The organism is Streptomyces chattanoogensis (assembly GCF_001294335.1).
Lineage (GTDB): Bacteria > Actinomycetota > Actinomycetes > Streptomycetales > Streptomycetaceae > Streptomyces > Streptomyces chattanoogensis.
In genome coordinates, this window is record NZ_LGKG01000196.1 from 275,082 (window position 1) to 289,132 (window position 14,051).

A 14,051-nucleotide genomic window follows, 5' to 3' on the forward strand; every position below is an offset into this window, starting at 1 on the left:
GCTGGACTTCACGCCGCGCCGCGGACGGTGTTCCCCGGCGGCCGCGCAGTGATTTCCCGATGATTTCCCGCCGTGACGGCCGTCAGCGGCGCGTCAGGTGCTCAGTGGTGCAGCAGCACCAGATCGTCGCGGTGCACGACCTCCCGCTCATAGGCGGGGCCCAGCTCACGGGCCAGATCCCGGGTCGAACGTCCCATCAATCGGGGGATTTCCCGGGCATCGAAATTGACCAGACCGCGGGCCACCGCACGGCCGCCGCCGTCCCTCAGCTCGACCGGGTCCCCGGCGGAGAACTCCCCCTCGACGGAGGCGATGCCGGCCGGCAGGAGCGAGGAGTGCCGGTCCACGACGGCCTGGACGGCGCCGTCGTCCAGGACGAGCGCGCCCTGCGGCGTGGAGGCGTGCGCGAGCCACAGCAGCCGGTCGGCGGAGCGGCGGCCGGTGCGCAGGAAGTGGGTGCCGGTCGGGGCGCCGGCCAGCGCGTCCGCGGCGTGCACCGCGGAGGTCAGCACGACGGGAGTGCCGGCCGCGGCCGCGATCCGGGCCGCCTCGACCTTGGTGACCATGCCGCCGGTGCCGACGCCGGACTTGCCCGCGCTCCCGATGGAGACGCCCTCCAGGTCCTCGGGGCCGCGGACCTCCGCTATCCGGGAGGTGCCGGGCAGGGACGGATCGCCGTCGTAGAGGCCGTCCACATCGGAGAGCAGGATCAGCAGGTCGGCGCGGACCAGGTGGGCGACGAGCGCGGCCAGCCGGTCGTTGTCGCCGAAGCGGATCTCGTCGGTGGCGACGGTGTCGTTCTCGTTGACGATCGGTACGGCACCCATGGCCAGCAGCTGGTCCAGGGTGCGGTAGGCGTTGCGGTAGTGGGCGCGGCGGCTGGTGTCGTCGGAGGTCAGCAGGACCTGGCCGACGCGGCGGCCGTAGCGCGCGAAGGACGCGGTGTAGCGGGCGACCAGCAGGCCCTGGCCGACGCTGGCGGCGGCCTGCTGCCGGGCCAGGTCACGGGGGCGCCGCTCCAGCCCCAGGGGCGCGAGCCCGGCCGCGATGGCACCGGAGGAGACCAGCACGATCTCCTTGTCCTGGTGCTTGGCCAGCACGTCCACCAGGGCGTCCACCCGGTCCGCGTCCAGCCCTCCGGCGGCCGTCGTCAGCGAGGACGAGCCGATCTTCACCACGATCCGCCGGGCGTCCGTAACGTCCTGCCTTGCGCCCTTTGCGCCTGCCACCTGCACTACCCCTGTAATCGCTTGTATCGCTCGCCCCGTAATACGGCCCTACGGGCGCAATCTACGGCAGGACCGGCCACCGGTGCGCCCGGATATCGTCTGGCGGACGCCCCCGCGGACACCGGGGTTCGCCGCGGCGACGTCCGCGCCCGGTTTCCTGGCCGGACCGGCCCCGTATGACGGCCCGGTCTTCGCGGGAATTCCTCGAGCCGGCCTTCCCGGGAATTCCTTAAGACGGAAGCGGCATCCAGCGGGTTGCGTTCGATTGATCCGCTTTCGCGGTGATGAGAGCCACAGCAGATTGTCACCAAGGCCAACAAGGTCATACGGTCGGGTGTCCATCGGTCCCGTTTCGCCGCTCCGGCGGCGTCGCAGCGCGGGACCCGGCCGCCCCCCTCGGCCTCCCCCTGACCTTTATTGCTGCCAGGAGCCCTCCCCCGTGCCTTCCGCCGGAATCGTCCCCCGCCGAGCCGTACAGCTCGCGGCCCTTTTCGCGATGATGCTCGCGTTCACCGCCCAGCTCGTCGGTGCGCTGCTGCCCGTCATTCCGCTGTTCATCGCCGCATCCGTGGTCAACCTGGGACTCGACCTGATCCTCCAGCACAAGCAGCCCGGCCTGCTCTCCGTGCTCGGCCGGATCCGCTTCGATGTCACGGTGCGCCAGCTGCTGCGCGACATGCTGATACTGGTCGGTCTGCTGCACATCGACGGCATCAACCCGCTCGAGGAGCAGGCGCCGCTCACCATCACGCTGCTGCTCTTCTACGGCACCCACTTCGTGTGCCAGGCGGTCGCGGTGCTGGTCCGCCGGACCCGCAGCCTGCCGTTCGTGACGCGGAACATCGACGCGAGCGCGCTGCGGCTCTCGGACGCCCCGCCGCGCATCCTGTCCCGCCAGACCGGCCGGCGGCTGCTGCGCTTCTCGGTGCCCACCACGACGGGCATGATGCTGACCTCGATCACCACCGACGCCACCTGGGGCGGCATCGGCATCGCCGTCTCCTTCGTCCTGTCCACCGCCGGCACCGTCTACCTGGGCACCTGGCTGCTGCCCAAGAAGCGGGTCCTGTCCGAACAGCGCGCCCTGGAGTGGCTGGACAAGTGGCTCGCCGAGTACCGGCCGACGGTCGGCATGTACTTCTCCGGCGGCGCCTCCTCCGCCTACCAGGCCAACATGTGGCTGAGCACACTCGCCGACCTGGACGGCAACCCGATCATCGTGCTCCGCGAGCGCTTCATGGTGCAGAAGATCGAGGCCACGGACATCCCGATCGTCTGCATCCCCAAGGTCGCCAACCTGATGCGCCTGGAGCACTCCGCGCTCAAGGTCCTGCTGCACCCGGCGAACTCCGGCAAGACCTCGCAGATCCTGCGGATCCCCTCGATCAAGCACGCCTTCATCAACCACGGTGAGAGCGACAAGCTGTCCTCCTGCAACCCGTACGCGAAGGCGTACGACGAGGTCTGGGTGGCGGGCCCGGCGGCCCGCGACCGCTACCAGCTCGCCGACATCGGCGTCGAGGACAAGGACGTCGTCGAGGTCGGCCGCCCGCAGCTGTCCCCGATCCGTCCGTACCAGGGCGCGCCGAAGGACCGGCTGACCACCGTGCTGTACGCCCCGACCTGGGAGGGCTGGGACGGCAATCCGGGCAACACCTCGGTGATCCTGGCGGGCGAGAACATCGTCCGCGAGCTGCTGGCCGACGACAGCGTCCGGCTGCTGTACAAGCCGCACCCGATGACCGGCTCCGTCGACCCGCTGGCGAAGGCCGCCAACGCCCGCATCCAGGCCATGATCACGGAGGCCAACGGCCGGCGCAGCGGTGCGCAGCCCGCCCCGGAGGCCGCCGCCGAACTGGCCCGCCGTGACGAGGAGCTGCAGCGGCTCACCACCTCCGGCTTCCGCAAGAGCGCGGACGAGCTGGAGCGGATGCGGCTGCAGGGCACCCCGGAGGAGGGCCGCGCGGCCGCCGTCGCGGCCGCCGTGGACGCCTGGGAGGAGGCGTACTGGAACTCCTTCCCCGAGTGGCAGCACCTCGTCATCACCACCGCCCGGCCCGGCATCTTCGGCTGCTTCAACCAGGCCGATGTGCTGGTCAGCGATGTCTCCAGCGTCGTCTCGGACTACCTGACCAGCGAGAAGCCGTACGCGGTCGCCAACACCTCCGGCATGGACGAGGCCGACTTCCGGGCCAACTTCCCCACCGTCCGGGCGGCGACGATCCTTACGCCCGAGGCGGACGGCGTGGCCGCGCTCCTCGATGCCGTGCGCAACCCGGAGCACGACACCCTCGCCGCCGACCGCGCCGAGCTGAAGGAGCATCTGCTCGGCCCGTCCGACCCGCCGTCCCTGGTGCGCTTCAACCAGGCCGCGCAGGCGCTGTGCGCCAAGGCCGACGAGCGTCGGGTGCGGATGGAGAGCCGGCTCGCGGGCATCCCCGGGCAGCGCTCGCAGAACGATGTGGACGCCGTGGACGCCTCGGAGACGGCCGAGCACGAGTCCGACGACGCCACGGACGCACCGGCCGCCGTCTAGCCCGCAGCGGGGCGCCCACGGCCCCGTACAGCGGCTTTGCGACACCTCGCGGCCGCCGCGGCAGCCGCGAGGTGCCTGACAACGGGGAAGGCCCCGGGAGGAGATCCTCCCGGGGCCTTCCCCGTTGTCACTGCCCGCCCGGGGCCGTCTAGAAGGGGCGGAAGCCGTCGTACTCCTCGTCCGCCTCGTCGCGCGCCGCATCGCGGTCACGGCGGCGCTGCGTGGCCGGCCGGGGCGCTTCCAGACGGTGGTCCTCGCCACGGCGGCCCAGCATCTCCGCCCCGGCCGCCATCATCGGCTCCCAGTCGAACACGACGGCGTTGTCCTCGGCACCGATGGCGATGCCGTCGCCGGCGTGGGCACCCGCCTTGCGCAGCGCGTCCTCCACGCCCAGGCGGTTCAGGCGGTCGGCGAGGTAACCGACGGCCTCGTCGTTGTTGAAGTCGGTCTGGCGGATCCAGCGCTCGGGCTTCTCGCCCCGTACACGGAAGAAGTTCTCGCCCTCGGCCGTGACCGTGAAGCCCGCGTCGTCCACCGCCTTGGGCCGGATGACGATACGGGTGGCTTCCTGTACGGGCTTGGCCGCACGGGCCTTGGCGACGATGTCGGCCAGCGCGTACGACAGCTCCTTGAGGCCCATGTGGGCGACCGCCGAGACCTCGAAGACGCGGTAGCCGCGCTCCTCCAGGTCGGGGCGGATCATGTCGGCGAGGTCCTTGCCGTCCGGCACGTCGATCTTGTTGAGGACGACCACCCGGGGGCGGTTGTCGAGACCGCCGTACTGGGCGAGCTCCTCCTCGATGGTGTCGAGGTCGGAGACCGGGTCGCGGTCGGACTCCAGGGTCGCGGTGTCCAGGACGTGCACGAGGACCTCGCAGCGCTCGACGTGCCGCAGGAACTCCAGGCCCAGACCCTTGCCCTGGCTGGCGCCCGGGATGAGGCCCGGGACGTCCGCGATGGTGTAGACGGTCGAACCGGCCGTCACCACGCCCAGGTTGGGCACCAGCGTCGTGAACGGGTAGTCGGCGATCTTCGGCTTGGCGGCGGAGAGCACCGAGATCAGCGACGACTTGCCGGCGCTCGGGTAGCCGACCAGCGCGACATCGGCGACGGTCTTGAGCTCCAGCACGATGTCGCGGGCCTCGCCGGGCTCACCCAGCAGCGCGAAGCCGGGGGCCTTGCGGCGGGCCGAGGCCAGCGCGGCGTTGCCGAGGCCGCCGCGGCCGCCCTGGCCGGCGATGAAGGTGGTGCCCTGGCCGACGAGGTCAGCCAGAACCTCGCCGTTGCCGTCCAGGACCACGGTGCCGTCGGGGACCGGCAGCACCAGGTCCTGGCCGTTCTTGCCGGAACGGTTGTCGCCCGCGCCCGGCGCACCGTTGGTGGCCTTGCGATGCGGGTGGTGGTGGTATTCGAGGAGCGTGGTGACGGCCTGGTCGACAACCAGGATCACATCGCCGCCGCGGCCGCCGTTGCCGCCGTCGGGGCCGCCCAGCGGTTTGAACTTCTCCCGCATCACGGAGGCCACGCCGTGGCCTCCGTTACCCGCGGCGACGTGCAGCTCGACGCGGTCCACGAAGGTGGTCATGGTGGGGTGCCTCCAGATAACTGCGGGAAATGTCGTGGTGCTGTGCGAATGTCTCTGTCGTAACACGCCAAGGGCGGACCGGCCTTCCCGCTCTCGCAGGAAAAGGCGGTCCGCCCCTGAGTGCTGCTGTGCTACGTCCGGGCCGAGATTACTCGGCGACCGGGACGATGTTCACGACCTTGCGGCCACGGTGGGTGCCGAACTGCACCGCGCCGGCCTCAAGGGCGAACAGGGTGTCGTCGCCGCCGCGGCCGACGCCCGTGCCCGGGTGGAAGTGGGTGCCACGCTGGCGGACCAGGATCTCACCGGCGAGGACGGCCTGACCGCCGAAGCGCTTCACGCCGAGCCGCTGAGCATTGGAATCGCGACCGTTCCGAGTGGACGATGCGCCCTTCTTGTGTGCCATGTCTCCTCAGTCCCTTACTTCGCCGGAGCGTCGATGCCGGTGATCTTCAGCGCCGTGTGGAGCTGGCGGTGGCCGATCCGCTTCTTGTAACCGGTCTTGTTCTTGTACTTCTGGATCCGGATCTTGTCGCCCTTGTGGTGGTCGACGACCTCGGCCTGGACCTTCACGCCCGCCAGGACCCACGGGTCGCTGGTGACCGCGTCACCGTCGACGACCAGCAGCGTGGAGAGCTCGACGGCGTCGCCGACCTTGCTGGTGGAAATGCGGTCAACCTCGATGACGTCGCCAACAGCAACCTTCTGCTGGCGCCCGCCGGTGCGCACGATCGCGTACACGCGGAACTCTCTTTCGCTAGGTAACGGATCCTCTGATGCCAGCCGCTCACACGGGCTCGGGATGGCCCGTGGAATCCGTCTCGTGGACTCCGAGTGGACGAGCGGCCTCCCTCGGCGGAACCGAGAGGTGTTTGCTCAGGGGTTTGGTGTCACACAGACACCGACGGTCAAGGTTACGGGGCCTTGACCAGGGGGTCAAACCGGCCCCGGACCGCGGCATACGGTCCGGGGCGCGGGGTCACGCTCAGTCCTCCGCGGAAGCGGACACCGACGCGGCCGAGGTCTGCTCGGCGGCGGCGGTCTTCTTGGCCGCCGCCTTCTTCGTCGCGGCCTTCTTCACGGTGGTCTTCTTCGCCGTGGCCTTCTTGGCGGTGGTGGTCTTCTTCGCCGCCGCCTTCTTGGCCGTGGTCTTCTTCGCAGCCGTCTTCTTGGCCGCGGCCTTCTTGGCCGTCGCCTTCTTCGCCGTCTTCTTGGCGGCGGGCGCGGCCTCGGGCTCGGCCTCCGGCTCCGTCACCGGCTCGGCAACCGCCTCGACGGGCTCCGTCACCGGCGCCGTGACGACGACCGTCGCCGCGGCCACCTCGGCGGACTCCGGCGAACCCACCGGGGCGGACACCTTGCGGGTCACCCGGCGGCGGGCACGCGGCGGCGCGGGCTCGGCCACCGGAGCCTCGGCGGCCGGCGCCGCAACGGGCTCCGGCTCGGCGACCGGCTCCGCCACCGGCTCGGCCGGCAGCACGATCGCGGCGGCCTCCTCGGCGGCCTTGGGGGCACCCGCCGGAGCGGACACCTTCCGGCTCACGCGACGGCGGCCACGGCCACGCCCGGCAGCCGCCTCGGCCTCCGCCGGGCTGCTGAACCATTCGTCGGCACCGGCCACCGCGGGCTGCAGCTCGGCCTCCGTCACCGCGGCGGGCTCCAGCTCCGGCGCACCGCCGTCCGGCGTCGGCTCGGCGGCCTCGACCTCGTGGACGTGCGGCTCGACCGGCTCGGCCGGCGCGGCCTTGCCCTTCTTCTTGCGCTTGCCGCCCCCGCCGACCGTCGTCGGCTGGTCCATGTGGACGATGACGCCGCGGCCGTTGCAGTGCACACACGACTCGGAGAAGGACTCCAGCAGCCCCTGGCCGACCCGCTTACGGGTCATCTGGACCAGGCCCAGCGAGGTGACCTCGGCGACCTGGTGCTTCGTACGGTCCCGGCCCAGGCACTCCAGCATCCGCCGCAGCACCAGGTCGCGGTTGGACTCCAGCACCATGTCGATGAAGTCGATGACGACGATGCCGCCGAGGTCGCGCAGCCGCAGCTGGCGGACGATCTCCTCGGCCGCTTCGAGGTTGTTCCTCGTCACGGTTTCTTCGAGGTTGCCGCCCTGGCCGGTGAACTTGCCGGTGTTGACATCGATCACGACCATGGCCTCGGTCTTGTCGATCACCAGCGAACCGCCGCTGGGCAGCCACACCTTGCGGTCCAGCGCCTTCATCAGCTGCTCGTCGATGCGGTACGTCGCGAAGACATCGACGTCCGAGGTCCACTTCTGGAGCCGGTCGACGAGGTCCGGGGCGACGTGCGAGACATAGCCGTGGATGGTCTCCCAGGCGTCGTCACCGCTGACGATGACCTTGGAGAAGTCCTCGTTGAAGATGTCGCGGACGACCCGGACGGTCATGTCCGGCTCGCCGTAGAGCAGCGACGGGGAGCTCGTGGAAGCGGCCTTCGCCTTCTTCTGGATCTCCTCCCACTGCGCCTGCAGGCGCTGGACGTCGCGCGCCAGCTCGTCCTCGCTCGCGCCCTCCGCGGCGGTGCGGACGATGACGCCCGCGTCCTCGGGGACGATCTTCTTGAGGATCTGCTTCAGCCGCGCCCGCTCGGTGTCCGGGAGCTTACGGCTGATACCGGTCATCGAGCCCTCGGGCACATAGACCAGGTAGCGGCCGGGCAGCGAGACCTGGCTGGTCAGGCGGGCGCCCTTGTGGCCGATGGGGTCCTTGGTGACCTGCACCAGCACGGACTGGCCGGACTTCAGCGCGGACTCGATGCGGCGCGGGCCGTTGGACATGCCCAGCGCCTCGAAGTTGACCTCGCCGGCGTACAGCACGGCGTTGCGGCCCTTGCCGATGTCGACGAAGGCGGCCTCCATGGACGGCAGGACGTTCTGCACCTTGCCCAGGTAGACATTGCCGACGTAGCTGGTCGCCTGCTCCTTGTTGACGAAGTGCTCGACGAGCACGTTGTCCTCGAGGACACCGATCTGGGTGCGCTCGCCGCTCTGGCGGACGACCATCACCCGCTCGACGGCCTCGCGGCGGGCGAGGAACTCCGCCTCGGTGATGATCGGCACCCGGCGGCGGCCCTGCTCGCGGCCCTCACGGCGGCGCTGCTTCTTGGCCTCCAGGCGCGTCGATCCCTTGATCGACTGCACCTCGTCGGAGGGCGCCGCTTCTTCCTTCTTGCGCGGCTCGCGAATTTTGACGACCGTACGCTCCGGCTCGTCGGCACCCGGCTCGCCCGCCTCGGCGGTCTCGCCCGCACGGCGACGGCGACGACGGCGGCGACGGCTGCTGCTGGAGCCGCCGACGGGCTGCTCCTCCGCCTCCTCGGGCTCCTCGGCGCCCGGCTCCTCGGTCTCGGCGGCGGCCTCAGCCTCCGCCTCCTCGCCGAGCTGCTCCTCGGCACCCTCGGCGGCCTCACCGCGACGGCGGCGGCGGCCACCACGGCGACGGCGGCGCGAGGGGCGCTCGCCGGCTTCCTCCTCGCCGTGCGCGGCCTGCTCCTCGGCCTCCTCGGGCTCGGCCGCCTCCTCGGGCTCCTCGACGGCCTGCTCCTCGACGGGCGCGGCGGCCTGCGGCTCCACCGGGGCACCGCGACGGCGACGGCGGCGCGGGCCGGCGGGCTGCTCCTCGGGCTCGGCGGCGGCCTCCTCCTGGCGGGCCGCGGCGTGCGCGGCGGCCGCGGTCTCGGGAGTCTGGAACATCGGCTCGGTGAAGACCGGCGCCTGGAAGACGGCGGTCGGCGGACGCTGCGCCCGGCGGCGGCCGCGCACCGGGGCCTCCGGCGCGGCCTCCTCCTCGGCGCGGGGCGCGGCGGCCTCTTCGGCGCGCGGCGCCTCGGCGGCCGGCTCCGCGATGCGATCGCCACGGCGGCGCGCCCGGCGCTTGGGCTCGGCGGGCTCGGCCACGGGGGCGGCTTCCTCGGCGGCCTGCGGCGCACCCTCGGCCGCGGTCACCTTGCGGGTGGCGCGGCGGCGCGTGCGGACGGGCTTGGCCTCCTCGGCCGGTTCCTCGACGGGCTCCTCCGCGGCGGCCACGGCGGCGGGAGCGGCTGCCTCCTCGGCCTCGCCGGCCTGCGGGGCCCCGGCCGGGGCGGTGGCCTTGCGGGTCGCACGGCGACGCGCACGGACCGGCTTGGCCTCGTCCTCCTGGACGGCGGCGGGCGCCACCTCGGCAGCAACCGGCTCAGCCGCCTCAACGGCCACCGGCGCCACCTCGGCCGCGTCCCCGGTGGTCACCGCAGAGGCGACGTCCTCGTCGGCGACGGGCTGAGCCGCCGGGACGTCGGTGCTCACCACCGCTTCGGCGGCCTTCGCGGCCGCCGGCGGACCGGCGGGCCGGGACGCCGCACGGCGCCTGCGGCGCGGCGGCAGGGTGTCTCCGGGCGAATTGTTGTCGTCGAATCCACGGTCCGGGGACTGGGTGGATCCGGTGGGCTCAATTGGTTCGAGCATGCGGGCGGTTCTCCCGTCACGCTCCCGGGCGCCGCGCCTGATTCCGGCCGCGGACCGCGTGATGAGCGCGGTGCCGCTGTCCGGGGCGCGGGCGCCGCACGGGAGCTGTCGTCTCGCTCGCCGGGCCCGTAGGGCGGGACCGGCGAAAGTCTCCTGGTCAGTGCGTCTGCCGGACCGGGGTGGCTCCCTGGCTGATCGGCGACGCGTCGACGGCGGTCCTACGCAGTACCGTCCCCGGCTGTCGGGGAGATCCCGCTCGCCGCCTTCGCAGCGCGTGGCCCGGCGGCCGTGGATGGGGCGGCCGTGGCAGCGTCGCGGTCGGGCGCCAGCGGGTCGGTCACCGCGCCGGACTCCGCATCGAGCGGCCCCTGCGCCAGCCTGGTCACCGCAGCGGGGACCGGCGGCGCCAGGTCGGCCGCAGCTCGGAGGCCGGACAGGACGTCGTCGGGTCGCACGGCAGGTGTCAGATGCCGAACAACCAGCCGCAGTATCGCACAGGCTTTGCCGTCGGGCCTATCGCCCTCACACTCGGCAGCCTCGAGGCTCAGCACCGCCGCGCGGGCGTCGAAGCTGCGCATCCCGTTCTTGGTACGGCGCTCGACCTGCACCTCGTCCGCGGCGAGGAACGTCTCGACGGCCGCCTGCGCCTCCTCGGCCGCGACCTCGTCGAGCCGGATCTCCCACAGGGAGGCCTCGAGCCGGTCGGCGAGACCACTGGTGTGCGCCTCGACGGCGTCGATCACATCCAGCCCCGCCGGCAGCGACTCGTCGAGGAGCTCGCGGAGCCGGTCCGGCTCGCGGCGCTCGGTGAGCGCGATCTCCAGATACTCGGCCTCACTGCCCGTACCCGTCGGGGCGGCGTTGGCGTACGACACCTTGGGGTGCGGGGTGAAGCCCGCCGAATAGGCCATGGGGACCTCGGCGCGGCGCAGCGCCCGCTCGAAAGCGCGCTGGAAGTCGCGGTGGCTGGTGAACCGGAGGCGGCCGCGCTTGGTGTAGCGCAGTCGGATGCGCTGCACCGCCGGTGCGGGCGGCGGGCCTTCGGGCTGTCGCTTGCCCAGTGTCGCTCAGTCCTTCGTGAGTGCGGTCGTACTGCTACCTAGAGTACGTGCCTCGGGAGCGCCCGGTTCCCGCCGGGGCGGCTCGGCCGCTTCCCGCACCGCTCCCCGGGGCGTGCCGAACAGGGCGCGGCGGATCTCCTGACGGGTCCCCCGCACGCTCGCCCGGGCCGCGCTCAGCGCCTCCCGAGTGGCCCGGCCCATGCCGCCGAGCGCCTTGCGGACCGGACGCCAGATGCCGTCCCGGACGGCGTGCCCGAGCGGGGTGAGCAGGGTCCGGTAGACCCAGCGGGCCGGTTCGAGGAAGAGCCCGCGCAGTACCGCCCCCAGGAACCGGCCGACCGCCCGCGAGAGGAATCCGGCGACCCGCCAGCAGTGCCCGAACGCCTCCCCGACCTCACGGACGACGACGGTCACCACGGTGGCCAGCACCCGTCCGGCCGGCTGCAGCACATGCCGCCACAGCGCGACGGCCGGGACGATGACGATCCATCGGGCCAGCGCCCCGACGACCGCCCCGACGACCGTCGCGATTCCGCGGGCCAGCCAGGCGAGGCCCCGGCCGACGGGCGCCAGCACATACCCGTACAGCCACTGGGCGGGGACGACGACCAGATGGCGCACCAGCCAGGCCAGCACCGCCCCGGCGCCCCGCAGCAGCCAGGCAACGCCCCGGCCGACCGGCGCCAGCACATACCGCCACAGCGCCACCCACGGCCACACGAACAGCGCCTTGCCCAGCCACAGCAGAACGACTCCGACACCCCACAGCAACCGGGCAATCCCCCGGCCGACGGGCGCCAGCACATACGCATACAGCCACTGAGCAGGCACAACGACCAGATAGCGGACAAGCCACACCACCGGTGCGACGACAAGGGTCCGCCAGACCCAGCCGACGGGGAGCACGACGAGGTGCCGCCACAGCCAGGCACCTCCGCGGCCCACGGGGCGCAGCACCGTACGGTCCACGGCCCTGGCCGCGGCCACCAGCACATCCCACACCATCCGCACCGGCACCACGAGCACCAGCACCACGATCCGTATCGGCAGCCGGACCGCCGTGGTCAGACAGCCCTCGCCGGGCTCGTACGCGACCGGTTCCCGGCCGTTGCCGTCGGGCGCCATCCGCCCTCCCCCTTCCCCGCTCCCGCGGGTACGCCTCGGCCCGGCCACCGCGCGGTGCGGTGCCGGGCCGAAGTCGCCTGTGCGGACTGCTTACTTGACGACCGTCAGCGGCAGCAGCTTCTTGCCCGTCGGGCCGATCTGGATCTCGGTGTCCATCTGCGGGCAGACGCCGCAGTCGAAGCACGGGGTCCAGCGGCAGTCCTCGACCTCGGTCTCGTCGAGGGCGTCCTGCCAGTCCTCCCAGAGCCAGTCCTTGTCGAGACCGGAGTCGAGGTGGTCCCAGGGCAGGACCTCCTCGTAGGTGCGCTCGCGGGTGGTGTACCAGGCGACGTCCACGCCGAAGGCGGGCAGCGTCTCCTCGGCGGCCTTCATCCAGCGGTCGTACGAGAAGTGCTCGCGCCAGCCGTCGAAGCGGCCGCCGCCCTCGTAGACGGCCCGGATGACCGCGCCGATACGGCGGTCACCGCGCGAGAGCAGGCCCTCGACGATGCCGGGCTTGCCGTCGTGGTAGCGGAAGCCGATGGAGCGCCCGTACTTCTTGTCGCCGCGGATCTTGTCGCGGAGCTTCTCCAGGCGGGCGTCGGTCTCCTCGGCGGAGAGCTGCGGGGCCCACTGGAAGGGCGTGTGCGGCTTGGGGACGAAGCCGCCGATGGAGACCGTGCAGCGGATGTCGTTCTGCCCGGAGACCTTGCGGCCCTCGGCAATGACCTTGACCGCCATGTCGCCGATCTGGAGGACGTCCTCGTCGGTCTCGGTCGGCAGACCGCACATGAAGTACAGCTTCACCTGGCGCCAGCCGTTGCCGTAGGCCGTGGAGACCGTACGGATCAGGTCCTCTTCCGAGACCATCTTGTTGATGACCTTGCGGATGCGCTCCGAGCCGCCCTCGGGCGCGAAGGTCAGACCCGAGCGACGGCCGTTACGGGTCAGCTCGTTGGCCAGGTCGATGTTGAAGGCATCGACGCGGGTGGAGGGGAGGGACAAGCCGATCTTGTCCTCCTCGTACCGGTCGGCGAGGCCCTTGGCGATGTCGCCGATCTCGGTGTGGTCCGCGGAGGACAGAGACAGCAGGCCGACCTCCTCGAATCCGGTGGCCTTCAGCCCCTTGTCCACCATCTCGCCGATGCCGGTGATGCTTCGCTCCCGTACGGGACGCGTGATCATGCCGGCCTGGCAGAAGCGGCAGCCGCGGGTGCAGCCACGGAAGATCTCGACCGACATCCGCTCGTGGACCGTCTCGGCGAGGGGGACGAGGGGCTGCTTGGGGTAGGGCCACTCGTCGAGGTCCATGACGGTGTGCTTGGAGACGCGCCACGGGACGCCGGAGCGGTTGGGCACGACGCGGGAGATACGGCGGTCGGCCAGGTACTCGACGTCGTAGAACTTGGGGACGTAGACGCTGCCGGTCTTCGCGAGGCGGAAGAGGAGCTCGTCACGGCCGCCCGGACGACCCTCGTTCTTCCAGGTGCGGATGATCTCGGTGATCTCCAGCACCGCCTGCTCGCCGTCGCCGACGACCGCGCAGTCCAGGAAGTCCGCGATCGGCTCGGGGTTGAAGGCGGCGTGGCCGCCCGCGAGGATCAGCGGGTGCTCGTCGGTGCGGTCCTTGGACTCCAGCGGGATGCCGGAGAGGTCCAGGGCGGTGAGCAGGTTGGTGTAGCCCAGCTCGGTGGAGAAGGAGACGCCGAGCACGTCGAAGGCGCCCACCGGGCGGTGGGCGTCGACGGTGAACTGCGGGACGTGGTGCTCGCGCATCAGCGCCTCGAGGTCCGGCCACACGCTGTACGTGCGCTCGGCGAGGACGCCCTCCTGCTCGTTGAGGACCTCGTAGAGGATCATGACGCCCTGGTTGGGCAGGCCGACCTCGTAGGCGTCCGGGTACATGAGCGCCCAGCGCACGTCGCACTCGTGCCACGGCTTGACGGTGGAATTCAGCTCACCGCCGACGTACTGGATGGGCTTCTGCACATGCGGGAGCAGGGCCTCGAGCTGTGGGAAGACCGATTCGGCTGACATCTCGACGAACTTTCGTGAGCTGGGCAAGGCGATTCTC

Annotated in this window: 9 protein-coding genes; 1 reads left to right on the forward strand and 8 read right to left on the reverse strand. The window is 71.7% G+C overall.

What is annotated here, in order from left to right:
• Positions 1-101 precede the first annotated feature (101 nt).
• Positions 102-1,229 carry a glutamate 5-kinase gene (gene proB, locus ADL29_RS37725; RefSeq protein ID WP_078971594.1) on the reverse strand — a complete coding sequence of 376 codons (1,128 nt, stop codon included), beginning with the start codon at positions 1,227-1,229 and terminating at the stop codon, positions 102-104.
• Between the two features lie 439 nt (positions 1,230-1,668).
• On the opposite strand from proB, the gene ADL29_RS37730 reads away from it, so the two are divergent.
• Positions 1,669-3,765 (forward strand): hypothetical protein, encoded by a 2,097-nt coding sequence (locus ADL29_RS37730; RefSeq protein WP_053927976.1) that lies wholly within the window; start codon positions 1,669-1,671, stop codon positions 3,763-3,765.
• A gap of 148 nt (positions 3,766-3,913) precedes the next feature.
• On the opposite strand, the gene obgE is transcribed toward ADL29_RS37730, so the two are convergent.
• The 7 genes from obgE to ADL29_RS37765 form a co-directional block, all read right to left on the reverse strand.
• Complete coding sequence (gene obgE, locus ADL29_RS37735; RefSeq protein ID WP_053927977.1) at positions 3,914-5,350, reverse strand: GTPase ObgE; 1,437 nt, start codon at positions 5,348-5,350, stop codon at positions 3,914-3,916.
• Positions 5,351-5,498: 148 nt separating this feature from the next.
• A complete protein-coding gene (rpmA, locus tag ADL29_RS37740; RefSeq protein WP_046928041.1) occupies positions 5,499-5,756 on the reverse strand; it encodes a 50S ribosomal protein L27 in 258 nt (85 codons plus the stop codon).
• Positions 5,757-5,770: 14 nt separating this feature from the next.
• Positions 5,771-6,091, reverse strand: coding sequence for a 50S ribosomal protein L21 (gene rplU / locus ADL29_RS37745; protein ID WP_046928040.1), 321 nt, complete (start codon positions 6,089-6,091; stop codon positions 5,771-5,773).
• 244 nt (positions 6,092-6,335) lie between these two features.
• Positions 6,336-9,812: an Rne/Rng family ribonuclease gene (locus ADL29_RS37750; protein ID WP_053927978.1), complete on the reverse strand. Its 3,477-nt coding sequence runs from the start codon at positions 9,810-9,812 to the stop codon at positions 6,336-6,338.
• Positions 9,813-10,030: 218 nt separating this feature from the next.
• Entirely contained in the window at positions 10,031-10,831 is an 801-nt protein-coding gene (locus ADL29_RS37755) for a TIGR03936 family radical SAM-associated protein (RefSeq protein ID WP_053927979.1), read from the reverse strand.
• Positions 10,832-10,879: 48 nt separating this feature from the next.
• Positions 10,880-11,998 (reverse strand): hypothetical protein, encoded by a 1,119-nt coding sequence (locus ADL29_RS37760; RefSeq protein ID WP_053927980.1) that lies wholly within the window; start codon positions 11,996-11,998, stop codon positions 10,880-10,882.
• A gap of 90 nt (positions 11,999-12,088) precedes the next feature.
• Positions 12,089-14,014, reverse strand: coding sequence for a TIGR03960 family B12-binding radical SAM protein (locus tag ADL29_RS37765; protein ID WP_053927981.1), 1,926 nt, complete (start codon positions 14,012-14,014; stop codon positions 12,089-12,091).
• Positions 14,015-14,051: the final 37 nt, after the last annotated feature.

Excerpts from the sequence above, each read along its gene's own strand:
- obgE (WP_053927977.1), bottom strand. The coding sequence starts at position 5,350 with ATGACCACCTTCGTGGACCGCGTCGAGCTGCACGTCGCCGCGGGTAAC.
- rpmA (WP_046928041.1), bottom strand. The coding sequence starts at position 5,756 with ATGGCACACAAGAAGGGCGCATCGTCCACTCGGAACGGTCGCGATTCC.
- ADL29_RS37750 (WP_053927978.1), bottom strand. The coding sequence starts at position 9,812 with ATGCTCGAACCAATTGAGCCCACCGGATCCACCCAGTCCCCGGACCGT.
- ADL29_RS37760 (WP_053927980.1), bottom strand. The coding sequence starts at position 11,998 with ATGGCGCCCGACGGCAACGGCCGGGAACCGGTCGCGTACGAGCCCGGC.
- ADL29_RS37765 (WP_053927981.1), bottom strand. The coding sequence starts at position 14,014 with ATGTCAGCCGAATCGGTCTTCCCACAGCTCGAGGCCCTGCTCCCGCAT.